This is a genomic window from Kitasatospora sp. P5_F3, assembly GCF_054049135.1.
In genome coordinates this window covers 1-24,664 of sequence record NZ_JBFUMY010000061.1, presented here as the reverse complement: position 1 = coordinate 24,664, position 24,664 = coordinate 1, and the positions used below count along the sequence as shown (strand labels likewise).

At 72.4% G+C, this 24,664-nt stretch carries 22 protein-coding genes, 3 tRNA genes and 1 pseudogene; 13 read left to right on the top strand and 13 right to left on the bottom strand.

Going from position 1 to position 24,664, the window contains the following annotated elements:
- Nucleotides 1-6: 6 nt before the first annotated feature.
- Nucleotides 7-777, bottom strand: a complete 771-nt coding sequence (locus tag ACXJMZ_RS28375) for an SDR family oxidoreductase (RefSeq protein WP_457032889.1) — start codon at nt 775-777, stop codon at nt 7-9.
- A gap of 97 nt (nt 778-874) precedes the next feature.
- Here ACXJMZ_RS28375 and ACXJMZ_RS28370 point away from each other — a divergent pair, with 97 nt between their 5' ends.
- Together ACXJMZ_RS28370 and ACXJMZ_RS28365 are read left to right on the top strand one after the other, a co-directional pair.
- Nucleotides 875-1,498, top strand: coding sequence for a TetR/AcrR family transcriptional regulator (locus tag ACXJMZ_RS28370; protein ID WP_457032888.1), 624 nt, complete (start codon nt 875-877; stop codon nt 1,496-1,498).
- Between the two features lie 162 nt (nt 1,499-1,660).
- Nucleotides 1,661-1,954 carry a hypothetical protein gene (locus ACXJMZ_RS28365; RefSeq protein WP_457032887.1) on the top strand — a complete coding sequence of 98 codons (294 nt, stop codon included), beginning with the start codon at nt 1,661-1,663 and terminating at the stop codon, nt 1,952-1,954.
- Nucleotides 1,955-1,991: 37 nt separating this feature from the next.
- Here the strand turns inward: ACXJMZ_RS28365 and ACXJMZ_RS28360 are convergent, their stop codons facing one another.
- Nucleotides 1,992-3,002, bottom strand: coding sequence for a HEAT repeat domain-containing protein (locus ACXJMZ_RS28360; protein WP_457032886.1), 1,011 nt, complete (start codon nt 3,000-3,002; stop codon nt 1,992-1,994).
- Nucleotides 3,003-3,058: 56 nt separating this feature from the next.
- Between ACXJMZ_RS28360 and ACXJMZ_RS28355 the strand changes: the two genes are divergently transcribed.
- Complete coding sequence (locus ACXJMZ_RS28355) at nt 3,059-3,631, top strand: YdeI/OmpD-associated family protein (RefSeq protein WP_457032885.1); 573 nt, start codon at nt 3,059-3,061, stop codon at nt 3,629-3,631.
- A gap of 12 nt (nt 3,632-3,643) precedes the next feature.
- Here the strand turns inward: ACXJMZ_RS28355 and ACXJMZ_RS28350 are convergent, their stop codons facing one another.
- The 3 genes from ACXJMZ_RS28350 to ACXJMZ_RS28340 all read right to left on the bottom strand — a co-directional run bounded on the left by ACXJMZ_RS28350 (nt 3,644) and on the right by ACXJMZ_RS28340 (nt 5,712).
- Nucleotides 3,644-4,030, bottom strand: coding sequence for a hypothetical protein (locus tag ACXJMZ_RS28350; RefSeq protein WP_457032884.1), 387 nt, complete (start codon nt 4,028-4,030; stop codon nt 3,644-3,646).
- Complete coding sequence (locus ACXJMZ_RS28345) at nt 4,027-4,437, bottom strand: hypothetical protein (RefSeq protein ID WP_457032883.1); 411 nt, start codon at nt 4,435-4,437, stop codon at nt 4,027-4,029. Before ACXJMZ_RS28345 ends, ACXJMZ_RS28350 begins: the two co-directional genes overlap by 4 nt.
- A 204-nt stretch (nt 4,438-4,641) precedes the next feature.
- Nucleotides 4,642-5,712 (bottom strand): substrate-binding domain-containing protein, encoded by a 1,071-nt coding sequence (locus ACXJMZ_RS28340; RefSeq protein ID WP_457032882.1) that lies wholly within the window; start codon nt 5,710-5,712, stop codon nt 4,642-4,644.
- A 132-nt stretch (nt 5,713-5,844) separates the two neighbouring features.
- On the opposite strand from ACXJMZ_RS28340, the gene ACXJMZ_RS28335 reads away from it, so the two are divergent.
- Nucleotides 5,845-7,821 (top strand): carbohydrate binding domain-containing protein, encoded by a 1,977-nt coding sequence (locus ACXJMZ_RS28335; protein ID WP_457032881.1) that lies wholly within the window; start codon nt 5,845-5,847, stop codon nt 7,819-7,821.
- A gap of 43 nt (nt 7,822-7,864) precedes the next feature.
- Here ACXJMZ_RS28335 and ACXJMZ_RS28330 read toward each other — a convergent pair whose 3' ends face one another.
- The 3 genes from ACXJMZ_RS28330 to ACXJMZ_RS28320 form a co-directional block, all read right to left on the bottom strand.
- The gene (locus tag ACXJMZ_RS28330) at nt 7,865-8,242 is read right to left on the bottom strand and encodes a toxin Doc (RefSeq protein ID WP_457032880.1); all 378 of its coding nucleotides are present in this window, start codon (nt 8,240-8,242) and stop codon (nt 7,865-7,867) included.
- Nucleotides 8,239-8,466 (bottom strand): hypothetical protein, encoded by a 228-nt coding sequence (locus ACXJMZ_RS28325; protein ID WP_457032879.1) that lies wholly within the window; start codon nt 8,464-8,466, stop codon nt 8,239-8,241. Before ACXJMZ_RS28325 ends, ACXJMZ_RS28330 begins: the two co-directional genes overlap by 4 nt.
- 76 nt (nt 8,467-8,542) lie before the next feature.
- Entirely contained in the window at nt 8,543-10,150 is a 1,608-nt protein-coding gene (locus ACXJMZ_RS28320) for an ABC-F family ATP-binding cassette domain-containing protein (RefSeq protein WP_457032878.1), read from the bottom strand.
- Nucleotides 10,151-10,427: 277 nt separating this feature from the next.
- Here ACXJMZ_RS28320 and ACXJMZ_RS28315 point away from each other — a divergent pair, with 277 nt between their 5' ends.
- The 4 genes and pseudogenes from ACXJMZ_RS28315 to ACXJMZ_RS28300 all read left to right on the top strand — a co-directional run.
- Complete coding sequence (locus tag ACXJMZ_RS28315; RefSeq protein ID WP_457032877.1) at nt 10,428-12,065, top strand: ABC-F family ATP-binding cassette domain-containing protein; 1,638 nt, start codon at nt 10,428-10,430, stop codon at nt 12,063-12,065.
- A gap of 72 nt (nt 12,066-12,137) precedes the next feature.
- The gene (locus ACXJMZ_RS28310; RefSeq protein WP_457032876.1) at nt 12,138-12,812 is read left to right on the top strand and encodes a nitroreductase family protein; all 675 of its coding nucleotides are present in this window, start codon (nt 12,138-12,140) and stop codon (nt 12,810-12,812) included.
- An 84-nt stretch (nt 12,813-12,896) separates the two neighbouring features.
- Entirely contained in the window at nt 12,897-13,496 is a 600-nt protein-coding gene (locus tag ACXJMZ_RS28305) for a GNAT family N-acetyltransferase (protein WP_457032875.1), read from the top strand.
- A 154-nt stretch (nt 13,497-13,650) separates the two neighbouring features.
- Nucleotides 13,651-14,538: pseudogene (locus tag ACXJMZ_RS28300) on the top strand (aldo/keto reductase); the annotation flags it as partial.
- A 38-nt stretch (nt 14,539-14,576) separates the two neighbouring features.
- Here ACXJMZ_RS28300 and ACXJMZ_RS28295 read toward each other — a convergent pair.
- Nucleotides 14,577-15,533 carry an aldo/keto reductase gene (locus ACXJMZ_RS28295; RefSeq protein ID WP_457032874.1) on the bottom strand — a complete coding sequence of 319 codons (957 nt, stop codon included), beginning with the start codon at nt 15,531-15,533 and terminating at the stop codon, nt 14,577-14,579.
- Nucleotides 15,534-15,628: 95 nt separating this feature from the next.
- Nucleotides 15,629-16,279, bottom strand: coding sequence for an HAD family hydrolase (locus tag ACXJMZ_RS28290; RefSeq protein ID WP_457032873.1), 651 nt, complete (start codon nt 16,277-16,279; stop codon nt 15,629-15,631).
- 36 nt (nt 16,280-16,315) lie between these two features.
- Here ACXJMZ_RS28290 and ACXJMZ_RS28285 point away from each other — a divergent pair.
- From ACXJMZ_RS28285 to ACXJMZ_RS28270, 4 genes are all read left to right on the top strand, one after another.
- A tRNA-Trp gene (locus tag ACXJMZ_RS28285) sits at nt 16,316-16,390 on the top strand.
- Nucleotides 16,391-16,430: 40 nt separating this feature from the next.
- Nucleotides 16,431-16,506, top strand: a tRNA-OTHER gene (locus ACXJMZ_RS28280).
- A gap of 4 nt (nt 16,507-16,510) precedes the next feature.
- Nucleotides 16,511-16,581 (top strand) — tRNA-Gly (locus ACXJMZ_RS28275).
- A gap of 6 nt (nt 16,582-16,587) precedes the next feature.
- Nucleotides 16,588-17,958: an SDR family NAD(P)-dependent oxidoreductase gene (locus tag ACXJMZ_RS28270; RefSeq protein ID WP_457032872.1), complete on the top strand. Its 1,371-nt coding sequence runs from the start codon at nt 16,588-16,590 to the stop codon at nt 17,956-17,958.
- 7 nt (nt 17,959-17,965) lie between these two features.
- Here ACXJMZ_RS28270 and ACXJMZ_RS28265 read toward each other — a convergent pair whose 3' ends face one another.
- From ACXJMZ_RS28265 to ACXJMZ_RS28255, 3 genes are read right to left on the bottom strand one after another with little or no spacing between them, the layout of a single operon-like run.
- Nucleotides 17,966-19,807: an AAA family ATPase gene (locus ACXJMZ_RS28265; RefSeq protein WP_457032871.1), complete on the bottom strand. Its 1,842-nt coding sequence runs from the start codon at nt 19,805-19,807 to the stop codon at nt 17,966-17,968.
- Nucleotides 19,804-21,210 carry a hypothetical protein gene (locus tag ACXJMZ_RS28260; protein WP_457032870.1) on the bottom strand — a complete coding sequence of 469 codons (1,407 nt, stop codon included), beginning with the start codon at nt 21,208-21,210 and terminating at the stop codon, nt 19,804-19,806. The genes ACXJMZ_RS28265 and ACXJMZ_RS28260 overlap by 4 nt, the downstream gene beginning before the upstream one ends.
- Nucleotides 21,207-22,235: a hypothetical protein gene (locus ACXJMZ_RS28255; protein WP_457032869.1), complete on the bottom strand. Its 1,029-nt coding sequence runs from the start codon at nt 22,233-22,235 to the stop codon at nt 21,207-21,209. Before ACXJMZ_RS28255 ends, ACXJMZ_RS28260 begins: the two co-directional genes overlap by 4 nt.
- Nucleotides 22,236-22,487: 252 nt before the next feature.
- Here ACXJMZ_RS28255 and ACXJMZ_RS28250 point away from each other — a divergent pair, with 252 nt between their 5' ends.
- Entirely contained in the window at nt 22,488-24,551 is a 2,064-nt protein-coding gene (locus ACXJMZ_RS28250; RefSeq protein WP_457032868.1) for a hypothetical protein, read from the top strand.
- Nucleotides 24,552-24,664: the final 113 nt, after the last annotated feature.

Sequence of the window (24,664 nt, the reverse complement as noted above, 5' to 3'; positions counted from 1 at the left end):
ATCGGACTACACCCCCAGCGCGGAGCCGCCGGTGGCGTCCAGCGTCTGGCCGGTGATCCAGCGGGCGTCGTCGGAGGCCACGAAGGCGACCACGTCGGCTATGTCGCCCGGTCGGCCGACCCGGCCGAAGACGGAGTAGGCCGCCGCCTCGGCGTGCGCGTCGGGGTCGGCCAGCCAGGGGTTGATGTCGGTGGCGACGATCCCCGGGCTGACGGAGTTCACCGTGATCCCGCGCGGCCCGAGATCCTGGGCGAGGGTCAGCGTCATGATGTCGAGCGCGCCCTTGGTCATCGAGTAGGCGGTGATGGCGGGGAAGGCGATCCGGGTGGCTCCGGAGGAGATGTTGATGATCCGGCCGCCGTCCCGCAGCCGGTCGAGCCCCTCGCGGATGACGAAGAACGGCGCCTTGACGTTGACCGCGAAGACCCGGTCGTAGTCCGCCTCGGTCACCTCGTGGATCCGGCCGTGGGCAGCGATACCGGCGTTGTTGACCAGGATGTCCAGCCCGGTCGCGCCCTCGCCGTGCTCGGCCAGCGCGGCATCGAACGCCTCCCAGAGCGCCTCGGCGTCGCCGGGCACGCCCAGCTCGGCGCCGATCGCGAACGCCCGGCCGCCGTCGCCCCTGATCACCTTGACGGTCTGCTCGGCGGCCTCCCGGTTGCTGCCGTAGTGCACGGCGACCAGGGCGCCCTCCCGCGCCAGCCGCTCGGCGATGCCCCGGCCGATGCCCCGGCTGCCGCCCGTGACCAGTGCCGTCCTGCCTGCAAGCGAACCCATGGCTACGCCCTCGTTTCCCGTTCGGCCAATTCTGTAGCGACCGCTACTGAACGAGACCGTAGCACTCTTCTGTAGTGTCCGATATAGAATTTCCCCCATGGCCGCCGATCAGCCCCACGAACAGTCCGCAGCCCCCCGCGGGCGCCCCCGCTCCTTCGACCGCGAGGCCGCCCTCGCGCAGGCCGTGGCCCTGTTCTGGGAGCACGGCTACGAGGCGACCTCGGTCGCCGATCTCACCGCCGCCATGGGCATCCGCCCGCCGAGCCTCTACGCGGCGTTCGGCGACAAACGCTCCCTGTTCGAGGAAGCCGTGGCCAGCTACCAGCAGACGCACGGCGCAGTGCTGCCGCGCGCGCTGGACGGGGAGCCGACCGCCCGGGCGGGCATCGCGCGGATGTTGCACGCGGCGGCGGCCGAGTACACCGACCCGGCACACCCGTGGGGCTGCCTGCTGACCAGCTCGACGGTCAACTGCACCACGCGCGAGGTGGAGCGCGAGCTGCGCGGCGTACGCAACACCAATGTCCGGGCCCTGGAGTCCCGCATCCGGGCCGACATCGCGGCCGGCCACGAGCCGCCCGGTACCGACGCCGCCGCACTGGCCGTCTTCGTCGGGACGGTCCTGCAGGGCATGTCCCAGCGGGCCCGCGACGGCGCGACCCGGGCCGAGCTCGAACGGGTCGCCGAGTTCGCGATGCGCGCCTGGCCCGAACAGGTCTAGCGGCAAAGGCCCGTTCGGCGGTGGCCGGACGGATTCCGCCTGACGCCCCGGGCCGGGCGGGGGACCACCCCGCCTGTATGGCGCAGAGCAGCGCGCGGGTGACGGGTGGAGATGGTCGACTGGGCCGGGCACGGCAAAACCCTCTCGGTATTGGAGCCCAGCATGGCGATCATCGTGATCTTCGAACTGCCCGGCATGACCCAGGCCGCCTATGAGCAGACCACCGTCATGGTCGGCGGTCCCGACGGGGTCAAGAGCCCTGCCGACTGGCCGGTGGCCGGGCTCATCTCGCACACCGCCGGGCCCACCCCCGACGGCTGGTGCGTTGTCGATGTCTGGGAGTCCGAGGAAGCGTTCCGGCAGTTCGGCGAGATCATCGTGCCGATCCTGCGCGAGGTCGGTGCTCCGGACGTGCAGCCGAAGATCTACCCGGTCTTCAACCAGGTGACCCGGTAGCCGCAACGTCGCGCGGCCGCATCCCTGACGCGCTGGTTCAGGCCAGGTCGGCGAGGACCAGGTCGACGGCGCGCAGGGGGTCACCGCCCGCGCGGGCGAGCAGCGCCTCGACGTCGTAGCTCGACGGGCCGACGTCGAGGGTCAGTCCCTCGTCGAAGCGAACAGCGAGGACGGCGGCGCCCGCATCGGGCCGCAGCTGATCAAGGGTCGACAGCAACTCCCAGTAGTCAGCCTCCAGTTGGACCTGCTGCACCGGGTCACAGGCCCGCACGGCGGCGGCCACCCCGGGGTTGGCGGGATCGTACGTCAGCAGAGCCGGCAGGAGTTCGGGGGCGCCCATGAGCTGCGCCGCGTCGAACGTGAGGGTGTGCGCGCTCTCGGGGTCGTCGAGCAGTTCCATCAGCAGCGGTACGGCGCGGGGGTCACGTCGGCGGGCGAGCCCGCGGATGCCTTCCTCCCGGGCATCCGGGTGTCCGTCAGTCACCCGCTCCCAGAGCGCGGCCCGGATCGCGGGGCTGTCGGCCTCGGCCTGGTACCCCAGGGTGAAGGTCGCCCAGTTGCGCACCTCCGGCTCCTCGTCACGGGTCAGCGTGATGAGTGCCCGGATCTCCGGCGCGTCCGGCCGGCCCGTGACCAGACCGGCGAACGAGCAGGCCACCGCCTGCCGGATCTCGGCGTCGAAATGCCCGGCGAACCTGACCAGGACGGGCACGGCGCGCTGGTCGTACGTCCGCTCGATCGCGTGCACCAGCGACCGCAGCACCTCGCCCGCAGTCTCCCGCTCGGCCAGCGCGACCAGCGCGGTCGCCGTCTCGGTGCGGATCTCCTCGTTCTGGTCGGCGGCGTCACCCAGCAGATCACACCCGGTCCTGCGCTCGGCCGGTTCGCCGGAGCCGATCAGTTCCAGCCCTACCGGCAGCGCCGCCGGACCGTCAGCAGCCGCCTGCCGCACCAGCCTTCGGTACTCGTCCCGGTCGTCCGTCCCGGCGGCGACCTGTGCCGCAGCCAGCGCTCGTCCGACCAGTTCCGCCACCGTGCCCGTCTCCATCGGGCCAGTCTGACGCACCGGGAGCACTGTCCGAGCCTGGCCCTACCCTGGGCTGCATGGACGAGCGTGACGGGGTGGAGATCGTGGCCTTCGCGGACGGGGCGGCGTTCGAGCGGTGGCTGGCCGAGCACCACGGGCGGCAGGAGGGGGTGTGGGTCAAGGTCGCCAAGAAGAAGTCCGGCATCCCGAGCGTCACCGACGACGAGTTGGTGGATCACGGGCTGTGCTACGGCTGGATCTCCGGGCAGCGCCGCTCCCTTGACGGGCAGTACTACCTCCAGCGGTACGTTCCCCGGCGACCCCGGAGCCTCTGGTCCCAGGTCAACGTGGAGAAGGTCGCCGAGCTGACGGCGGCCGGGCGGATGCGCGAACCCGGGCTCGCGGAGGTGCGCCGGGCGCAGGCGGACGGGCGGTGGGCAGCCGCGTACGCGTCGCAGAAGAACGCGACGGTACCGACCGATCTGGCCGAGGCACTGGCTGGCGATCCGGCGGCGGCACAGGCGTTCGAGGCGCTCAACCAGACCGACCGCTACCAGCTCATTCTGCCCCTGCTCCAGGCCCTCACTTCTGCGGCCCGGCAGACCCGGCTGGCCAGAGCAGTGAAATCGCTGCGGCCGGACGCGAGTTGAGGAGTCACCCCGTCAGGGGCGGAGCTGGATCGCGGCCGTGAGGGTGTAGCCGACCAGGGCGCCGAAGAAGGCGACGGCGGTGACGTGGCGGCCGGTGAACGGCAGGCCGGCCAGGGCGGGGTAGAGCAGGACGGCGATCGCGGCGCAGAGGTCCGCCGCGTAGAGGCCGAGCGGCGGCAGGATGTTGGTGCTGCGGGCGGCCCAGCCGGTGGCCACCAGGAAGCCGGTGAGCAGGACGAAGCCGGACAGCAGGCCGGAGCCGATGGTCAGCAGGACCGAGTGCGGCTCGGGCACCGGCTCACCCTCGGCGAGGGCGGGGCGCAGTCGGTGGGCGACGGCGAGGCCGGTGACGGCGATGAGCAGGGCGGCGACTGCGCCGAGCAGGGCGAGCAGGTTCACGTGCGGCTCCCGGAACGCTGGACGGGGTGGAGCAGGGCCGCCAGGGCGGCCGGGACGAGGATCACCAGCAGCAGCACGACCGACCAGACCACCGGGTCGATCCCCGGGGCGGCGTCACCCGGAGGCGGGACCGGAGGCGGCGCGGCCAGCGCGCTGTAGGTTGCCGGCGGCGGCGCAGGCGGCAGCGCGGGCTGTGCTGTGGGCAGCACGGCCTGAGGCGTCGTCGGATCGGACACCACCACCTGCTGCGCCACCACCTTCGGCTTCGGCCGGACCGCCTTCGCGGTCGCCGCCCGGGGCGCTGCGGGCACCACGACGACACTGCTCGCGGAGACCTCGGGGGCGGGCGGGGTCTGCGCGACGACCGTAGGCGTCGGCGAAGGTGAGGGTGCCGGGGTGGACACCACCGGTGTCGGCGTGGCCGCCTCCGACGGGCACGGCTGCGCCGAAGGTGGCGGAGGTGGCGGAGGAGGGCAGAGCGGATCGTCGTCCATTCGGCCGATTGTGCGGCCCCGCCCCGCCCCGGAGACCGTGGAGCGAAGCGGCACTACCCGGACGGGTGACGCCACATCAGCCCCCGCACGCCCCAGGCGCACACCGGAGCTCCCAGGTCAGCCCTGCCCGCCGCAGGAGGTACGGATCTTGAGGCTCGGCAGCAGCTCGATGTGGTGCGCGGGCAACCCGGTCTCGTCGGCCAGCCGGCGCAGCAGCAGTTCCAGTGCGGCGGCGCCGACCGCCCGCTTCGGCGGGGCGACCGCGGTGAGCGGCGGCGCGGCCAGCGCGGCGAACACGTCGTCGTACGAGATCAGCGCGACGTCACCGGGTACGTCCACGCCCCGGGCCCGGAGCAGCGGCGGGAGCTGGATGGCGTCCTGGTCGTTGTGCACCAGGACGGCCCGGGTGCCGCGCCGGGCGGCGTCGGCGATCAGGTCGGCGACCGCGCCGGGGTCGGCCGGGCCGCCGCCGGGGCGGTGCAGGTCGATGACCGGCTGCGGGGTGAGGCCGAGCAGTCGGGTGCCCTCGGCGTAGCCGGTGCGGACCCGGTGGGCGGTCCAGGTGTCCTCGCGGGCAGCCAGCAGGACGGATTCGTGTCCCAGGCCCGCCAGGTGACGGAGCGCCAGCAGGACGCCGTGCCAGTGGTCGGAGGCGACCGAGTCGAGTTCGGCACCGGGGCTCTCGGGGGCGGCGCGCCGTTCGACCAGCACGGCGGGCACCGGCAGGTCGCCGAGCCAGGCGGACTGTTCGGCCCGGCTGCCGGGCTGCCAGTTGGGGGTGAGCAGCAGGCCGTCCACGCCGGACTCCAGCAGGCGTTCGACCTGTTCCCGGTCGTTGCCCGCCTCGTACGGGGCGATGCCGAGCACCAGCCGGGCGCCGGCCGCACCGGCGGCGGCCCGGGCCCCGGCGATCACCTCGTCGAAGTACGAGCCGACGGTGGGGACCAGCATGCCGATCACCCGCTCACTGTCGGCGATGCCGGCCGGGGCGCCGGAGTCGGCAGGCGCGAGCGAGACCGAGCCGTGCGAACGGTTCAGCCGGCCGCTCTCCGCGAGCGCCGCGACGTCGCGGCGGACCGTCACGGCGGGGATGCCGAGCCGGGCCGCCAGGTCCACCACCCGGACCGTGCCGAGGTCGCGGACGACCTCGGTGATGCGCGCGCGCCGTTCCTCCGCAGAGATGGTCATGAGTTCCCTTTCCCCGTGCACGGGTCTGTTCCGACCGCCTGATCACTTTGTATCATTCGATCGCCGATTGATCTAACGGTCTCGCTCGATCTCATCGTCAACCAGATCGCCACTCAGGGAGTCACCCCACTCATGCTCCTGCCCCGCACCGCCCTCACCCTCCTCGCGCTCACCGCCGCGGCCCTCCCGGCCCCGGCGCTGGCCGCCACCCCCGTCACCAGCTATCTGGACTGCTCCGCGGCGACCAACGGTACCGGTACCGCCACCAGCCCCTGGAACAGTCTGGCCGCCGCCAACACCCATGTCTTCGGCCCCGGCGACCAGCTGCTGCTCAAGCGCGGCGCCACCTGCTTCGGCACCCTCAGGCCGCAGGGCTCCGGGGCAGCCGGCGCACCGGTCACCCTGGCCGGCTACGGCGCCGGCACCGCCCGCCCGGTGGTGTCCGGCGACCCGGCCTCGGCCGAGCAGGCCGCCGTACACCTCTACAACGTCGAGCAGTGGGAGCTGCACGAGCTGGAGATCACCTTCCCCGACCCCGCCGCCACCAAGCGGGAGCGCAACGGCCTGCTGGTCGAGGTCGCCGACCTGCCCGACGGGGTCGGCTCGCACTACCTGGTCGACGACGTCTATGTGCACGACGTCAACGGCGACGCCACCAAGTGGAGCAACGGCATCCAGTTCCGGGTCTCCGGCACCGCCACCCCCACCAACTTCGACGACGTCCTGGTGCAGAACTCCCGGATCGCCCGGGTCGACCGCGAGGGCCTGACCAACCGCTCCAGCTGGATGTGCCGCCCGAGCTACGGCAGCGGGGACGGCTGCGGCTCCACGGTGAACTGGCGGCCCAGCACCCGGCTGGTCTTCCGGGGCAACACCGTCAGCGACACCGGCGGCGACGGCATCGTGGTCCGGGCCGCCGACCACGCGCTGGTCGAGCACAACCTGGCGTACGACCTGGCGATGCGCCCGATGGGTTCCAACGCCGGTATCTGGACCATCAACTCGGACTACACCACGGTCCAGTACAACGAGGTGCACCACGTCCGCAGGCTGTCCGACAACAACGACGGGATGGCCTTCGACTCCGACTACGGCAACACCGGCGCGGTCTTCCAGTACAACTACAGCCACGACAACGACGGCGGCTTCATGCTGTTCTGCGGGGCCTGCGGGGCCGGGTCCAGCAGCACCGGCACCGTGGTCCGGTACAACCTGAGCCGGGCCGACAAGAGCCGCTGGCTGTTCGCGGTCGGCGAGAAGAACGCCCAGATGTACAACAACACCGTGTACCTGCCCGCCGGTTCGACCACCGCGATCATCCAGGACGGCTCCGGCACCACCGCCACCCGGCTGTCCGGCAACCTCTTCCACAACCTCGGCACCGGCGGCTACACGGGCTTCGGCTCCAGCGTCTACCAGCCCGCCGACTTCGGCTGGACCGCCAACACCTTCTTCGGCAACCACCCAGCCAACGAGCCCACCGACCCGGAGAAGCTGACCACCGACCCCGGCTTCACCAACCCCGGCGGCAGCACCCCCGAGGACTACAGGATCAGCGCCAACTCCCCGTCCCGCACGTCGGGTTCGGTCATCGCGGGCAATGGCGGCAAGGACTGGTTCGGTGCCGCCGTACCCGCCGTCTGCCGCCCGGACCGGGGCTTCCAGCAGGCCACCGGCTTCGACGACACCGCCTGCGCCCCGGCCAACGCCGTCCGCAACCCCGGCTTCGAGACCGGCACCCTGGTCCCCTGGACCTACTACGGCGGCGTCACCATCGACACCGCGAATGCTCACTCCGGCACCCGCGCCGTCCGGGTCGGCCCCGCCCAGGCAGCCGCCGAGCAGGTGGTCACCCTCGCCCCCAACACCACCTACCGACTGTCCGGCTGGGGCCACGTCTCCGCCGCCGGCACCGAACTCTCGCTCGGTGTAAAGCAGTTCGACACTCTCGGCTCCACCACCCGGGCCGCCTTCACGGCCACCGGGTGGGCCGAGGGCAGCACCACCTTCACCACCGGACCGAACGCCACCAGCGCCAAGGTCTACTGCTACGCCCGCAGCGGCACCGGCTACGGCTGGTGCGACGACGTGACGGTCGTCCCGGCCTGACCCCCCATCGGCCGCGTCCGGTCCTCGCGGAGTCAGAGCGGGATCAGATCCGCCAGGACCGGATGCGGTCGGCCGCCACGAACACGTCGGCGTTGAACTCGGCCACGTCCCTGGCCAGTTCGACCAGCGCTCCGTACGGCGGGTCGATGCCCTCCTCGGCCGCGTGCATGTACGCGGCGGTGGCCATGCAGGCGTAGAGGTTGTTGCGCACCGGCAGCGGGCGCAGTTGCACGATCGTGTGCATCAGGGCGGCCGCGCACCAGGACGGGTCGGCGTCGTGGCCGAGCTGGGCGGTGTTCACCCGGTGCCGGGCGACGGCGGCCTGCAGGGCCGAGTAGTCACGGACCGTCAGGTCCTCCGGGTACGCCTGCTCCTGGACGTCGAGCAGCCAGCGGATGTCGACATGCAGCACGGTCTTCACGCGGCGGAGCCCTTGTCGGCCGGGGCGTCCTCGGGGAAGGCCGCGTCGAACTCGTCGAGGTGCTCGTTCCAGAACGCCACCGCGTGCTCCACGAACGTCCGGCGCTGCTGCTCACGGACGCTCAGGTCGTGTACGTATGCCTTCACGCTCTTGCCGTCGGCGGCGGCCGCCGCGCGGATCGCGGCGAGTTCGAGCTCGGTGTACTCGATGTTGAGCGCTGGCATGAAAAACACGGTACCGGAGGGGTACCTGACAGCAGTACCCCTCCGGCGGATCCCGTCACCGCGACCGGTCACCGGCTCACATCGGCTCGACCCCTCGCAGCTCGCCGTCGAGTTCGAGCCAGCGGGTGATGCCGATCCCGCGCAGGAACGGCAGGTCGTGGCTGGCCACCACCAGCGCCCCCTGGTATCCGGCCAGCGCCTGGGTGAGCTGGCGCACGCTGGCCAGGTCCAGGTTGTTGGTCGGCTCGTCCAGCAGCAGCAGTTGCGGCGGCGGGTCGGCCAGCAGCAGCGCGGCCAGGGTGGCCCGGAACCGCTCGCCGCCGGAGAGCGTGCCGGCCTGCTGGTCGGCCCGCCCGCCCCGGAACTGGAACCGGGCCAGCCTGGCCCGGATCGCGTTGTCCCCCGCCGACGGCGCGTACACCTTGACGTTGCCGGCCACCGAGAGCGCGTCGTCCAGCAGGTCCAGCCGCTGCGGCAGGTGACGCACCGGCACCGGTACGTTCATCTCCCCTTCCAGCGGCCGGAGTTCACCGGCGATGGTGCGCAGCAGGGTGGACTTGCCCGAGCCGTTCCGCCCGACCAGGGCGATCCGCTCCGCCCCGCGCAGCTCCAGGCTGACCCGGCTGCCGTACGCCAGCCGGACCTGGTCCATGCTGAGCACCGTCCGCCCGTCCGGGACGGCCGTCCGGGGCAGGTCGATCCGGATCTCGGCATCGTCCCTGACCGCGTCCTCGGCGGCGGTCAGCCGCTCCTTGGCCTCGTTGAGGCGGTCGGTGTGCATCCCCTTCAGCCGGCCCGCCGTCTCCTCGGCCCGGCGCTTGAACGCACCCGCGAGGATCTTCGGGTCGTTGCGCTGGATCGACTTCCGCTTGCCGTAACTGGCGCTCCGCTCCAGGCGGATACGGGCGTCGGCCAGATCGCGCTGCTGCCGGTGCACGTCGGACTCGGCCGCCCTGACCAGCCGTTCGGCGGTCTCCTGCTGGGCTGCCACGGTCCGTTCGTAGTCGGCGAAGTTGCCGCCGTACCAGGTGACCGCGCCGTCCCGCAGATCGGCGATCCGGTCCACGTGCTGGAGCAGTTCGCGGTCGTGACTGACGATCACCATCACCCCGGGCCAGGCCGCCACCGCCTCGTACAGCAGCGAACGGGCCCGCCGGTCCAGGTTGTTGGTCGGCTCGTCGAGCAGCAGCACGTCCGGTCGGCGCAGCAGCAGCGCGGCCAGGTGCAGCAGCACCGCCTCGCCACCGGAGAGCCCGCCGACCGTACGGTCCAGGTCGAGCCGGCCGAGGCCGAGCTTCGCCAGGGTGGCGACCGCGCGCTCCTCGACATCCCAGTCCTCACCGATCGCGGTGAAGTGCCGCTCGTCGGTGTCGCCGGACTCGATCGCGTGCAGCGCCCTGCGGGCCGCCGCGATGCCGAGCGCCCGGTCCACCCGCTGGGCGGTGTCCAGGGTCAAGTCCTGTGGCAGGTAGCCGAGTTCGCCGCCGATCCGGATGCTTCCGGAGGTCGGGGCGAGCTCTCCGGCGAGCAGCCGGAGCAGGGTGGACTTGCCCGCCCCGTTCAGACCGATCAGACCGGTGCGGCCGGGGCCGACCACGAGCTGGAAGTCGTGCAGCACGCTGCGGCCGTCCGGCCACTCGAAGCCGAGGTCGGTGCAGCGGATGGAAGAGCTGGGTTGTGCCATGGATGGCCTCCCGGAAGTGGTCGCCGTGATGGGAACGAGCACGGGGAGACACCGCTGCGCCGCAGGAGGGGGAGGCACCACGAGAAGGGGGCTCACCACCGAGGTCGACGGCACGCACGCCCGCGAAGGATGTCAGCGGGGGGCGGTGTCTCAGGACCTCAGTAGAGCAACGGCCTTCTCCAGTCTTCGGATCGCTTGTGGGCCGAGGTCCACGGTAGGCGGGCGCCGGACCACCCGCAAAGGGTTTTCCGGCAGGCCGGATAGGATCGGGGACATCATGAGCGCCACTCTCGTAGTCAAGGACCTCAGCGCCGGCCACGGCGACCGCATCCTCTTCTCCGGCCTGGACCTGGTCGTCGCCCCTGGCGACGTGGTCGGCCTGGTCGGGGCCAACGGGGCGGGCAAGTCGACCCTGCTCCGGTTGATGGCCGGTCTGAGCACCCCCGAGAGCGGTTCGCTCAAGCTGAGCCCGCCGAGTGCCAACGTCGGCCACCTGCCGCAGGAGCCCGAGCGCCGCCCCGGCGAGTCGGTCCGCGACTTCCTGGCCCGCCGCACCGGTGTGACCGCTGCCCAGGCCGCGCTGGACGAGGCCACCGAGGGTCTGGTCGAGGGCCGCCCCGGTGCCGACGACGCGTACGCCATCGGTCTCGACCGCTGGCTCGACCTCGGCGGCGCCGACCTGGACGAGCGCGCCGAGGAGGTGGCGGGCTCGCTCGGGCTGAAGGTCGGCCTGGACCTGCCGATGACCGCGCTCTCCGGCGGCCAGGCGGCCCGGGCCGGACTGGCCTCGCTGCTGCTCTCCCGGTACGACGTCTTCCTGCTCGACGAGCCGACCAACGACCTCGACCTGGACGGTCTGGAGCGGCTGGAGTCCTTCGTCAAGGGCCTGCGCGCGGGCACCGTGCTGATCAGCCACGACCGCGAGTTCCTCACCCGCACGGTGACCCGGGTGCTGGAGCTGGATCTCGCCCAGCAGCAGGTGAACCACTTCGGCGGCGGCTACGACGCCTACCTGGAGGAGCGCGCGGTGGCCCGGCGGCACGCGCGCGAGGAGTACGAGGAGTTCGCCGACACCAAGGCCGGCCTGGAGTCGCGGGCCCGGATGCAGCGGGGCTGGATGGAGACCGGCGTCCGCAACGCCCGCCGCAAGTCCAGCGACAACGACAAGATCGGCCGCGCGACGCGCGCCGAGTCGACCGAGAAGCAGGCGGCCAAGGCCCGCCAGACCCAGCGCATGATCGAGCGCCTGGACGTGGTCGAGGAGCCGCGCAAGGAGTGGGACCTGCGGATGGAGATCGCCGCCGCCCCGCGCTCCGGATCGGTGGTCGCCACCCTGCGCGGGGCGAAGGCCGAGCGCGGCGAGTTCTCGTTCGGTCCGGTGGACCTGCAGATCGACTGGGCGGACCGAGTGGCCATCACCGGCGCCAACGGCGCGGGCAAGTCCACCCTGCTGGCCGCCCTGCTCGGCCGGCTCGAACTCACCGACGGCAGCGCCACCCTGGGCTCCGGCGTGCTGGTCGGCGAGGTCGACCAGGCCCGCGGGCTGTTCTTCGGCGAGGAACCGCTGCTGGACGCCTTCCAGGCCGCGGTGCCCGACCTCTCCCCGGAGGAGGGCCGCACCCTGCTGGCCAAGTTCGGCCTCAAGGCGGCCCACGTGCTGCGCCCGGCCCACACCCTCTCCCCCGGCGAGCGGACCAGGGCCGCGCTGGCCCTGCTCCAGGGCCGGGGCGTCAACCTGCTGGTGCTGGACGAGCCGACCAACCACCTGGACCTGCCCGCCATCGAGCAGCTGGAGTCCGCCCTCGCCTCCTACACCGGCACCCTGCTGCTGGTCACCCACGACCGCCGGATGCTGGAGGCGGTGACGGTCAACCGCCGCCTGGAGGTCTCCGGCGGCCGGGTGCAGGAGCTCTGACACTCGGGGGACCTAACGGATCTGTGGTCCAGACCTTCCGTTGAGGCGCCGTCATGTGCTGTGCTGTCGGCCATGGTTGACAGCACAGCGCCGGCGGCCGGCTACCCCACCGTGCCGCTCCGCCCGATGACGGTCCCCACCCACGAGGCGGAGATCCGCAGCAGGTCCTTTCACGACGTGATGGCGCTCCGCCGGACCGTCCGCGACTATTCGACCCGCCCGGTCCCCGACGGGGTGATCGACTGGGCGATCCGTACCGCATCGACTGCCCCCAGCGGCGCGCATGTTCAGCCCTGGCGGTTCGTGGTGATCACCGACCCGGAGCGGAAGCGACGGCTCCGCGAGGCGGCCGAGACCGAGGAGCGGGAGTTCTACGCGCACCGCGCCTCGGAGGAGTGGCTGGCCGCGCTGGCCCCGATCGGGACGGACTGGCAGAAGCCGTTCCTGGAGGACGCCCCGGCCGTGATCGTGGTGTTCGAGGTGCACAAGGGGCCGGACTCGCCCCGGCCGTACTACACCAAGGAGTCGGTCGGCATCGCGGTCGGCTTCCTGCTCGCCACCCTGCACCAGGCGGGCCTGGTGACGCTCACCCACACCCCCAGCCCGATGCGCTTCCTGAACGAGGTCTGCGAGCGGCCGAGCGAGGAGCGGGCCGCCTACGTCATCCCGGTCGGCTACCCGGCGGACGACGCGCGGGTCCCTGACCTGCACCGCAAGCCGCTGGACGACGTGCTGATCCGACTCTGACCGACCGTCCGGTTATCCGGAAGCAGTCTCCGCTCAGCGAGAAAATACCTGGTCGGGGGCGCGGCACGAGGAGATAATCCGCTCATGAGCGAGACCACCCACGAGCCCGCCCCCGGCCCCGAGGCTGCCGCCATCACCACCGGCCGGCCGCCCGAACTGATCGCCCTGCCCGGCGGGGTGTCCCTGCGCCGCCGGGCGCTGGCCGACGCCGATCCGATGAACGCGGCCGTCGTCGCCAACCTGGCGCACCTGCAGCCGTGGATGCCGTGGGCTGCCGAGGCCCCCACGCCCGAGCTCTCCAGAGAGCTCGCCCAGGCCGGCGTGACCGCCTGGGACCAAGGCACCGACTTCATGTACCTGGTCGGTCTGGACGACCAACCCGGCAGCGTGGTGGGCGCGTTCGGCCTGCACGGCCGGATCGGCCCGGGTGCGCTGGAGATCGGCTACTGGGTCGCCGCCGACCACACCCGCCGGGGCATCGCCACCGCCGCGGCCGCCCGGCTCACCGAGGTCGCCCTCGCACTGCCCGGCATCACCCGGGTGGAGATCCACTGCGACGAGAGCAACCAGCCCAGCGCCGCCGTCCCCCAGCGGCTCGGCTACCGGCTCGACCGGATCGACGACTGCACCCCGACCGCCCCCGCCGAGACCGGCCGCAAGCTGATCTGGGTCCGTACCGTCTGACTGCCTGAGCTTGATCTCCGTACCCGGGGGTGTCCGGGCGGAGGTCAGGCTCAGCGGCCTTCCGGCCCAGGTCAGAGGCGGTCGGTGGCATAGGGTGCGATACGGGCGACGTACCACGGCCGCCCCTTCCGGATCCGCCGAAAGGACTCTCACCGTGCCGACCGCGTCTGCCACCGGACCCACCGTCAGCCCGTCGCCCGCCCGGTTCGGCCTGGGTACGGCTGCGGTCGGGCGCCCCGGCTACATCACGCTCGGCCGCGACCTCGACCTCCCGGCCGAACGTACCGTGGCTGCTCTGCGGGAGCGGACGCACCGGCTGCTGGACGCCGCGTACGCGGCCGGGGTCCGGTACTTCGACGCCGCACGGTCGTACGGCCGCGCCGAGGAGTTCGTCAGCGAGTGGCTGGCCGCGCACCCCGGAGCCACCGACGTGGTGGTGGGCAGCAAGTGGGGTTACACGTACACCGCCGACTGGCGGACCTCCGGGGTGCCCGTGCACGAGGTCAAGGAACACTCGGTGGAGGTGTTCGACCGTCAACTCAAGGAGTCCCGTGCCCTGTTGGGTGCACGGCTGAACGTCTACCTGGTGCACTCGGTCACGCCGGACAGTCCTGCCCTCACCGACCCCGCCCTGCACGACCGGCTGGCGGCCCTGGCCGAGGAGGGTGTCCGGGTCGGTCTCTCCACCAGCGGGCCCGCGCAGGCCGAGACCGTCCGGGCCGCGCTGACCGTGACGGTGGCGGGCCGCCCGCTGTTCGCCGCCGTGCAGTCCACCTGGAACGTGCTGGAGCCGTCCGCCGGGCCCGCGCTGGCCGAGGCGCACGCGGCGGGCTGGTTCGTGGTGGTCAAGGAGGGCATGGCCAACGGCCGCCTTGCCGACCGCAATGCCGGCACCGAGCTGCGCGCGATCGCCGACACGGCCGGTACCTCCTGCGACGCGCTCGCCCTGGCGGCGGCCGCTGCCCAGCCCTGGGCGGACATCGTGCTCTCGGGCGCGGTCACCGTCGCCCAGTTGAGCTCCAACCTCGCCGGCCCGGCTCTCTCCCCCGCTCGGGTCTTCCCCGAGCCCTCGGCTCGCGCTCAGTACCGGTCGCCGACCGGGGCGGGCAGTGCGTCCAGTTCCGCCAGGTCGGCCGCCGTCAGGGCCAGATCGGCCGCACCGGCGTTGTCCGCCAGGTACCTGGGCGTCTTGGTGCCCGGGATCGGCACCACGTACTGCCCCTGCGCGACCACCCAGGCCAGCGCGACCTGCGCCGGGGTGGCGCCGTGCTGCTCGGCGATCCGGCGGACGGTGTCCACCAGTGCCTGGTTGGCGGCCAGCGCGTCCGCCTGGAAGCGCGGCAGGGTGGACCGCCAGTCGTCCGCCGGAAGGTCGGCGGACGAGTTGAACCGGCCGGCCAGGAAGCCCCGGCCGAGCGGCGAGTACGGGAGGAACGCGATCCCGTTCGCCTCGGTGTACGGCACCACCTCGGCCAGCGCGTCCCGGGTCCAGAGCGACAGCTCCGACTGCACCGAGGTCACCGGGTGCACCGCCCTGGCCCGCTCGATCTGCTCCACCGTCACCTCGGAGAGCCCGAGGTGACGCACCTTGCCGGCCGCGACCGCCTCCGCCATCGCACCCCAGGTCTCCTCCACCGGCACCGCGGGGTCGATCCGGTGCAGCTGGTAGAGGTCCACGTAGTCGGTGCCCAGCCGGCGCAGGCTCTCGTCGATCGACCGCCGCACGTGCTCCGGCCGCCCGTCGTTGCCGACCCTGGCCCCGTCCTTGCCCTCCACCAGGCCGACCTTGGTGGCCAGCACCGCGCGCTCGCGGTACCCGTCGGCCAGGCCCTTGCCGACCAACTCCTCGTTGTCGTACGGCCCGTAGACGTCCGCCGTGTCGATCAGCGTCACGCCGAGGTCGAGCGCCGTGCGCAGCACCTCGACCGAGGCCACGTCGTCGCGCCCGTTCGGGTCGTACGCCCAGGTCATGCCCATGCAGCCGAGACCGATCGCGCCGACCTCGGGGCCGTCGACGCCGAGCTTGGTGGTCCGCACAGTTGTCACTCCTTCAGTTGCCGTACCGATCGCGCAGAAACCACCCTGCCCCTTGGAGTGCACTCCAAGTCAACCTCGACCCGCCGGGTCCTCTCCTACCGCTCAGCGATGAGCCCGGGCAGGTCGCGCATGTCGTCGAAGACCACGGTGCCAGGGCCTTCGAGCCGCTCGGCGCGGGTCAGTCCGCCCGCGTAGCCGAACGCCCGCATCCCGGCCGCACGGGCCGCCTGGACACCGGGGCGGCTGTCCTCGACCACCGCGCAGGCGGCCGGGTCGACGCCCATCCGCTCGGCGGCCAACAGGAACAGGTCCGGGGCGGGCTTGCCGTGGGCGACCTCCGAGGCGCTGAAGATCCGGCCCGCGAAGTGGTCGTACAGGCCGGTCCGGCCGAGGGTGTGCCGCATCTTCTCGTGCGACCCGCTGGACGCGACGCAGGTCGGCAGGGTGATCGCCGCCAGGGCCTCGGGCAGGCCGTCCACGGCGCTGATCCCGGCGTCCACCTCCACCTCGTGACGCTGGATCAGCTGCTCCCACCAGAGGGCCGCCGTCGGCGCACCGAGCCGCTCGGCGATCTGCTCCTTGATGGAGGTGCTGGAGCGGCCGATGAACCGGTCGATCACCTCCTCCTCGCTGAGCGGCCAGCCGAGTTCGGCGCCCAGCGCGACCTGCAGCCGGAGGGCGATCCGCTCGCTGTCCACCAGCACACCGTCGCAGTCGAATATCACCAGTTCTATCGGCTTGATCATCCCCGCAGCATAGAACCGGCTACGATCGGCCCAGCTGCCCGGGCGTAGCGCAGAGGCAGGCGCATGGTCTCCAAAACCAACTCACGCCGGTTCGAATCCGGCCCCCGGGCAGCCCTCCTGATCCGTGCCCCGGGTAAGATCCCTGCCAGTTGCCCGGGCGTAGCGCAGAGGCAGGCGCGCCACTACCGCATGGTGGTCCACGCCGGTTCGAATCCGGCCCCTTGGCAACAAGTCCCGTAGCGCAGAGGCAGGCGCGCCGCCTTGCCAAGGCGGGTACGCCGGTTCGAATCCGGCCGGGACCCCTAGTAGTGGGAGACGCAGTGCCGCAGGACGAGTTGACGCAGCAGGAGCTGGCCGCGTTCGAGCTGACGCTAGGACGGCTGCGTCGGCTGCGCTTCGACGATCCGGTGCGCTTGCGCGCTGAGCACAGCAGCGAGTCCTTCGTCCGGGACGGCCGCAAGCGCCGCCGTCAGGCGAGCGCCACCAGGGACGCCGCGCTGATCGGCAGCACCGCCACCGGCGGTCTGACCCGCCGTGAGGACGCCCCGCTGCCGACCTCTGCGGCGACCACCCCGCTCGGCGAACTCCGGCGCGCGCAGCACTGCTACGTCTGCAAGACCGCCTACTGGCAGGTGGACAGCTTCTACCACCGGCTCTGCCCGGACTGCGCCGCCGACAACACCAGCCGGCGCGGCCTCGCCACCGACCTGCGCGGCCGCCGCGCCCTGCTCACCGGCGGCCGGGTGAAGATCGGCTTCCAGCTGGCCCTGATGATGCTCCGGGACGGCGTCGAACTCACCGTCACCAGCCGTTTCCCGCACGACACCCTGCGCCGTTTCCAGACCGCCCCGGGCAGCGCACAGTGGCTGGACCGGCTGGACGTGGTCGGCATCGACCTGCGCGACCCGCGCCAAGTGCTGGGCCTCTGCGAGCAGTTGCGCACCGACGGACGGCCGCTCGACATCCTGGTGAACAACGCCGCGCAGACCCTGCGCCGCCCGCCGGAGGCGTACGCGCTGCTGGCCGCCGGGGAGCACGAGACCCTGCCGCCGGGCAGCCGGGTCACCCTCGCACCCGGTTTCCGTCCGATGCCCGCGCTCACCGCCGCCTGGCCCACCACCGAGCTGACGAGTCCCCAACTGCCGGGCCAGGTCGCCCCGTTGGCCGACGAGGCCGGACTGCTGCCGGACACCGCGCCCGCCAACTCCTGGTCGGCCCGGCTGGGCGAGTTGGACCCCGCCGAGGTGCTGGAGACCCAGCTGGTCAACTCGCTGGCCCCGGCGCTGCTCTGCGACCGCCTGCTGCCGCTGCTGCTCGCCTCCCCGCACCCCAACCGCTACGTCGTCAACGTCACCGCCGTCGAGGGCAGGTTCGAGGTCCGCAACAAGACCGGCGGCCACCCGCACACCAACATGGCCAAGGCCGCCCTCAACATGCTCACCCGCACCAGCGCGGCCGAACTCGCCGACCAGGGCGTGCACATGTGCGCGGTGGACACCGGCTGGATCACCGACGAGAACCCGGCCCCGAAGAAGTCCCGGCTGGCCGACCACGGCTTCCGCACCCCGCTCGACATCGTGGACGGCGCAGCCCGGGTCTACGACCCGATCGTCCGGGGCGAGGCCGGTTCACCGGTCTCCGGCGTCTTCCTCAAGGACTACCGCGAGGCGGCCTGGTGAGCAGCCGTCAGCGTGGCAGTTTGGCGAACAGGTCTATCCAGAACCGTTGCTGCTCCGACGAGGCGCCCACCAGGTAGGTCGAGCGGAGCTTCGGCGGCAGCAGCGCCACCAGCCGCCGCACCACCCCCTTGTACCGGCGCAGCTGGGACAACTCGGCGTTGGCGATGGCCTGGTGGACCAGATCGGTGTCGTTGCCGCCCTCGCTGGAGTGCTCGGCCGCCCGGCGCAGCCGGTCCTCCCATCCCTTCGGATCAGCCGCGATCTCCCGCAGCCCGGCCACCGGGCGGTCGGCCAGCCGGTCGATCAGCGCGGTGAGCGAGACCGGGGCGTACTCGCCGTCACCGAGATAGACGGTGCCCATCTCCAGGGGCAGTCCGTGCTGGTGCAGCTTGATCAGGCGTTCCATGGTGCGCTTGCTGATCCAGCCCCGGCCGTCCTCGTCCAGGTCGAACTTCCACCAGTCCAGCACGGTCTCGGCGACCGGGCCGTAGCGGGCGATCAGCCACTCGTTGGCGGGGATGTCGGCGGGGTCGAGATCCAGCGAGGCGGTGAAGCGGCTGGCCTGGGCGATGTTGTTACGGGCCACCAGCAGCTTGCGGCCGAGATGGTAGGGCGGGTTCTGCAGGGCGATCTGGGCCCGCAGGTTGGCGATCGGATGGCCCGCGATGGACCACTCCTGGGTGATCTCCATCAGCTTGGCGAAAGCCGAGCGGTCCTTCGGGCGGTTGTACTCGTCCCAGACCAGCACCTTTGGTTCGTCACCGGTGAAGATCCCGGCGAGCAGGTTGTCCAGCGTGCCTTCGGGGGTGGGGATCGGCGCGCAGAGGTCCTCGACGTTGGTGACCGGCAGCGAGAAGTACAACGGCGGACGGCCGTCCAGCGCCTCCTTCGCCAACTCCCGGACCACTTCGGTCTTTCCGCAGCCGGGCGGTCCCTGGAGCAGCACGGCCCAGCGGCGGGCGAAGGCGGCACGCAGCACCCGGCGGACCGGGTCGGCGATCCGGGCGGGGTTGGACACCCCGAGGGCGGCGGCGATCCGGTCCAGCGTCTCGTGGGTACGGTCCGGTCCCGGCCGCCCGTCCGAGCCCGGCTCGGCCAGCCGCAGCCGTTCGCCGTTGACCAGCGGCAGGCCCCAGATCAGCGGGAAGCCCTCGCGGGCGTTGGCGAGCACGTGCTCCAGAGTGCGCGGGGAGAGCAACTCCCTGACGGCGGGCGCGAGTGCGGCCCAGATCGCGAAGACCGGCTTGAGGTCCCACTCCGGGAAGCGGGCAGCCAGACTGGTTCGCCAGACGGTGTCGGCGGCGGTGATCCGGATCGTCACCATCCGGTCCAGGATGGCGAGATCGCCGCGCCGGGCGGCGGTCTCGGCCAGCGACTCGTTGTCGGCCAGGAAGACCCCGACACAGCCGAGCTCGCGCAGGTCGTACTCGCCCAGCGTCCAGTTGCAGGCGATCTGCATCAGCTGGGACTGGATGCCGTCCCCCGCCTGCAGGGAGTCGTCGATCAGCAGCACGAAGCTTTGCCCCGGGCGGAGTTGGCTCATCACCAGCTGACGCAGCACCAGTTCACCGCTGGCCTCGTCCCGGACCGGAGCATTGGCCAGCAGATCGTCGGGCGTCAGGTTGGCGGCCGGGACGACCACCAGCCGCAGGTCCGGGTGGGCGGCCGCCAGATGACTGTGGAAGCCGGAGGTCTTGCCGATGCCGTGCTCGCCGAAGATCTGCCCGGTCAGGCCGAGTTCGATCATCGCGTCGATGAACTCCTCCAACCGGGAGCGTCCGGTCCAGCCCTCGGGTGCGACCGGGTAGGTGGCGGTGGCCCGCCAGGGCCTGGTGGGGGCAGTGGTCATCGGGGCACGGCTCCTGTAGTGGTGACGCGGTGGCAGGCCATCGGGGGTCGGTGGTGCTCGGGCCAGTCGTCGCCGGAGCCGTCCCCGCCGTCGGTGATCAGCCAGATCCACTTGTCCGGCTCAGCGGGGGTGATCGGCGGGGCGTGGCCGTCGGTCACCACGATCACCGCGTCCGGGTTCTCGGCGAACAGGCCGCCCGGGCCCTCGGTGCGGCCCTCCACGTAGTCGGCCACCACCTGAAAGCTGGTACCCCCGCCGCCGTAGACCCGCTCCCCGGGGCGGAACGGCATCACCGTGCCGTCGAACGAGAGCCAGTGCGCGTCCACGCCGTCGATCCGGCCGACCAGTTCGGTCAGCCAGTCCACCACCCGGGTCGGCATCGAGCCCGAGGTGTCGTACGCGACCACCAGCACCCGTCGGCGGACCGGGCCGCGCCGGGAGAGCATCGGCGGCTGGCCGAGGGCGGCGAGCAGCGCACCACGCTTCTTCGGGTAGACCAGCCGTTCGCCCTCGCTCAACCGGCTGGCCAGCACGTCCACCAGCCAACGCTGCCACCACTCCACCTGGCGGGTGGCATCGGTCGTCCCGCGCAGCAGGCCCGCACCGAGTCGGCCCCAGAGGCGGGAGATCCGCTCCGAGGAACCCTCGGTGCGCTCCACCAGGTCCCGCAACTCCTGCTCGGCACCCCGGTGGCCACGCCGGGCCGCCAGCAGGGAGTTGAGCAGCACGGAGGAGGTGATCCGGTCCACCGTCTCCTGATCGAGCGGCAGGTCGAGATCCGGGTCGAGGTGCACGCAGCCGTGCGCCACCGGGGGCCGGCGCATCCGGCGCAGCTCGGTGTACACGCTCTGGTCGGTGGCGACGAACTCCCGGTACTCCACCGACGGCAGGCCCTGCCCCGCCAGGTCCTCCCGGTACTCCTGGTAGACCTGACGGGGGTGGATGCCGACCGGTTCGCCGTTCAGCGTGGGCAGTTCGCGCCGGGCCAGGCGGACCATCGCGACGTGATTGATGGTCACCTCGGTGGCCAGCCGGTGCACCGGGTCGTCCCGGAGTTCCGGCTCGACGTACAGGTGACGCTGGATCAGGTGTCTGGCCTCGTGGAACAGCGCGAACTTGACGCCCTCCAGGCCGATCCCGACGAAGAACTCCGGGTTGTAGAGCAGCAGGCAGCTGCCGTCGCCGGAGGCCACCACGGCGGCGGTCGGCACGGCGGTGGTGGGCAGCTGGTGGTAGCACTTGGCGTACAGCCAGGAGGCCACGGCCGACTCGGTCAGGCCGAAGTCGAGCAAGGCGGCCTCCTTCAGCCGCTCGGCCTCGGCCACCACCCCGGGGTCGGCCGGCTGCCAGCCGAGCAGCGCACGGCGGTCGGTGAGGTCGACGACGTGCGGACGGTCCGTCACGACGGGCCGATGATCCGGCGCACCAGGCCGCCCAGGATCTGCCAGGGGGTCGGCTCCGCCTCGGGCACCGAGGGCCCACGCTCCGGTGCGGGTGTGGCCACCGGTACGGGTGCGGAAGCCGGAACGGGAACGGGCTCGGCTGCCGGTTCCTGCTCGTACTCGTACTCCGGCTCGTGTTCGGGCGCCGGGCCGGCGACCGCCCCGGCGGTGGCGATCAGCTCGGGGAGGGTGCCGGTGAAGCCGGGCAGCAGCTGGGCCAGCACCGCCCAGGCCTCCCCGTGCCCGCCCAACTCCCGCTCCACCATCGGCCGCAGGACGTCCTCGACCTCGGCCAGCCGGGACGGGAAGACGATCCGCCCGAGGCCGAGCACCCGCAGGGAGTCCAGCGCGGGAGCGGTCCGGTCCAGCAGATCCACCGGGCCGCCGAGCACCCCGGCCTGCCGAAGCCGGTGCTCGAACTTGCGGTGGCTGCCGAACGCGGTCCGCAACTCCGGTGGGCAGTCGATCTGTTCGGCCAGCGCCCAGCGCGCGTAGCCGGGAAAGGGCTCTTTCCGGTGAGCGGACGCCACCAGCGGCCAGTCAGCTCGCCGCAGCTCTCGCGCGGCCTCCCTGGCATCCTTGAGCGACCCGCTGCCGGTGGCCCGCCGGAGCTTGCCGATCAGTTGTTCCGGTACGGCGAAGCCCGAGTGCCGAACCGGCTTCGAGCTGTCCGGTGCCGACTCGGACCGCCCGGGACCGAACAGCAGCCCGCTGCGGACGTCCTCGGCCACACCTGCGGACAGCAGGCCCTCGCGACAGAGCAGTTCGTTCAGCTCCGGGTGGTCCTCCTGGAGCATCCAGATCCGGACGCTCCGTGGCGCCATCCGGATGGCGTGGGCGGCCGAGTACCGCTGGTACCGCTCCCCCGTGGACGGCCCCACCGGTCCGTCCGGGTCGATCCGCAGCCGCGCGCAGATCCGCGCCCCCGTACCCACCGGTGCGAGCCCCAGTAGGTAGCGCACCCCTCGGATGGTCGACTCGTCCATGATCCCCTCCAGCTTCGACCCGCCATCATGTCAGCCGGTCACGGCGCGGCCGGCGCCGCCTTCGAACGGTCGGCGGCGAGCCACAGGGCGAAAGCGGCCAGCAGGACGAAGGCGCCGCCGCAGAGCAGGCAGACGGTGATCTGTTTCGCTCGTTCGCCACCGAAGCGGTCATGATGGCAGCCGGGCCTGCTCCGGCTCTCCCCAATTTTTATGGTTGGCCCACTCCCACGGCCCTGGGGCAGAATCCGGCCCATGTCCCAGACCTCCGATCAGCTGCTCCGCTCCCTCGACCCGCTGCCCTTTCCGCAGGTGGCCCCGACCGTCGCCCGGTTCACCAGGTCCCTGACCGATCGCCAACTGGACGACCTGCTGGCCGACCTGGACGGGCGCGGCCCGTACGAGCGCCGACTGGCCGGGCTCGCCGCGCTGATCGGGCGGCGCACCGAGTGGCTGGCCGACCGGCTGACCGACCCGGACCCGGTGGTCCGGGGGTACGCCCTGCGGGCCGTCCAGGTGCTGCCGGTGCCGGACGCCGCGATCGAGGCCGTGTACGGCGGTGCGTCCGCCGTGGTGCGGCTGGAACTCGCCAAGGCGGTGCTGGCCGGACGGCGGACGGCGCTGGCCGAGCGGCTGGTGGTCGGGCTCAGGGCCGGCTGGGGCGAGGCCGAGGCGGCTCGGCTGCTGCCGGGCTGTTCGGCGGAGTTCGTCGCCCGGCTGCTGCCGGAGCTGGCCCATGCCACCAGCAGCCTGCGGGCGCTCGCCCGCCGCCACCCGACCGTGGTGCTGGACTACGCCGAGCATGAACTCTCGGACCGCACGGCCGAGTTGCGGGAGCACTGGTGGGTTCGCCACGCCGCCGGACTGGCCGTCACGGTGGAGGGACACCCGGAGCGGGTACTCGACCTGCTGGAGCGGTACGGCCCGGGGCAGCTCCCGTACTTCCTGCAGTGCCAGCTACGCCCGTTGGTCACGGTGGACCCCGAGCGGGTGGTGCGCTGGCTGCTCGCCCCCGAACGCTCCGCACAGCCGCTCAGCGGCGGCTGTGCGCGCTCCGTGCTGTACCGCTTGGCGCGCTCCGAACCCGCCTCGCTGGCCGCACTCGGCCGCCGCTGGTTCGAGCAACGGCCGCGTGAGTTCCGGCAGTTGCTCAAGGCCATGGCGCCCAGCCGCCGGGCCGCGTTCTTCGACGCCGCGACCGAGGGACTCGACACCGAGGGTTTCGCCGCCCCGGAGCTGCTGCCGCGCGAGCACCGCTGGGCCCGCGCCCGGGCCGAGGCCAAGCGGCTGTCGGCGGCCGGCCGGGACTGGCGCACCGTACTGCCGGTGCTGGCCCAGCTGCCGGTGGCCGAGGCCGGGGCCGAGCTGCTGGCCGCCACCCGGCGCCCGGAGGCGGACGACCGGGCGCTCGCCTGGCCGCTGCTGATTGCCAACGCGGGCCGGTCCGGCGACCCCGCCGAGATCGCCCGGCTGCTCGCCCTGTGCGAGCGGTTGCGCAACGAGCAGGACCCGGTCCGGGCCCCCGCGCTCGCCGCGCTGGCCGAGCTGCACCCCGGGCTGTTCGGCCCGGCGGACTTCGATGCGCTCGACCGCGTGCTCACGGACGCGCTGGAGGCCAGGGACGGCTCGTACCGGACCAGGCAGGCGGTCACCAAGCTGGCCGTGGGCATCCTCCGCGAGCATGCCGCCGAGCCGGGATCCCCTTTGCTGGCCTGGGCGTTGGCGGCACTGGAGCGGATCACCGGCCAGCGCGGCAGCATCAGCCTGGGTGCCCTCCAGCACACCCTGCGCCGGGGCCAGGAGCACCAGGTGCTGGCCGCGCTGCGCCCGTGGCTGGACAGCGCCTCGGCGGTCGCCGACCACCGGCTGCTGTTCGCTCTCACCCACTCGCTCGGCGCCCGGGCGCACGGCATGCCCGAACTCCAGCAGCTGCTGGCGCAGGCGCTGCGGCACTGCAGCGACACCGCGTTCGGCACCGCCGCCGCACTCTGGCTGGCGGCCCCCAGGACCAGGGAGGAGCGGGTCGAGCAGATCATCGCGCTCGAACCCTCCGCGGTCTTCCTCCATCCCGTCCGGGTCGTGCTGACCACCCGCAGGACCGACCTGCTCGACCAGCTGCTGACCGGGACGCCGCCGTACGGACGCTTCCTCAAGCCCGACACCCGGCCCTGGCTGCCGGATCTCACGTACGCACACCGCTGGCTGCCCCGGCAGCAGGCCGCAGCGGCCCGGCTGGCCGAGCGGGCGGCTGCCGACACCACCCAGGCCGTCCACGCCCGGGCCGCCGCGATCACGGCAGCCTGGACGTCCGGGTGCTGACCGGGCGTCAGATAGGCGGTCCGGAGCAGTTCGGCGGCCCGCTCCGGCGGCAGGTATTCGGCCGCCAGCCGGACCGCCTCCTTGCGGGTGGTCACCTTGCCGCCCGTCAGCAA

Coding starts and splice junctions, on each gene's coding strand:
- ACXJMZ_RS28310 (WP_457032876.1), top strand. CDS start 12,138: ATGGTTGACAGCACAGCGCCGGCGGCCGGCTACCCCACCGTGCCGCTC.
- ACXJMZ_RS28265 (WP_457032871.1), bottom strand. CDS start 19,807: ATGACCACTGCCCCCACCAGGCCCTGGCGGGCCACCGCCACCTACCCG.
- ACXJMZ_RS28325 (WP_457032879.1), bottom strand. CDS start 8,466: ATGCCAGCGCTCAACATCGAGTACACCGAGCTCGAACTCGCCGCGATC.
- ACXJMZ_RS28365 (WP_457032887.1), top strand. CDS start 1,661: ATGGCGATCATCGTGATCTTCGAACTGCCCGGCATGACCCAGGCCGCC.
- ACXJMZ_RS28250 (WP_457032868.1), top strand. CDS start 22,488: ATGTCCCAGACCTCCGATCAGCTGCTCCGCTCCCTCGACCCGCTGCCC.
- ACXJMZ_RS28335 (WP_457032881.1), top strand. CDS start 5,845: ATGCTCCTGCCCCGCACCGCCCTCACCCTCCTCGCGCTCACCGCCGCG.
- ACXJMZ_RS28255 (WP_457032869.1), bottom strand. CDS start 22,235: ATGGACGAGTCGACCATCCGAGGGGTGCGCTACCTACTGGGGCTCGCA.
- ACXJMZ_RS28315 (WP_457032877.1), top strand. CDS start 10,428: ATGAGCGCCACTCTCGTAGTCAAGGACCTCAGCGCCGGCCACGGCGAC.
- ACXJMZ_RS28355 (WP_457032885.1), top strand. CDS start 3,059: ATGGACGAGCGTGACGGGGTGGAGATCGTGGCCTTCGCGGACGGGGCG.
- ACXJMZ_RS28375 (WP_457032889.1), bottom strand. CDS start 777: ATGGGTTCGCTTGCAGGCAGGACGGCACTGGTCACGGGCGGCAGCCGG.
- ACXJMZ_RS28340 (WP_457032882.1), bottom strand. CDS start 5,712: ATGACCATCTCTGCGGAGGAACGGCGCGCGCGCATCACCGAGGTCGTC.
- ACXJMZ_RS28320 (WP_457032878.1), bottom strand. CDS start 10,150: ATGGCACAACCCAGCTCTTCCATCCGCTGCACCGACCTCGGCTTCGAG.
- ACXJMZ_RS28305 (WP_457032875.1), top strand. CDS start 12,897: ATGAGCGAGACCACCCACGAGCCCGCCCCCGGCCCCGAGGCTGCCGCC.
- ACXJMZ_RS28370 (WP_457032888.1), top strand. CDS start 875: ATGGCCGCCGATCAGCCCCACGAACAGTCCGCAGCCCCCCGCGGGCGC.
- ACXJMZ_RS28290 (WP_457032873.1), bottom strand. CDS start 16,279: ATGATCAAGCCGATAGAACTGGTGATATTCGACTGCGACGGTGTGCTG.
- ACXJMZ_RS28360 (WP_457032886.1), bottom strand. CDS start 3,002: ATGGAGACGGGCACGGTGGCGGAACTGGTCGGACGAGCGCTGGCTGCG.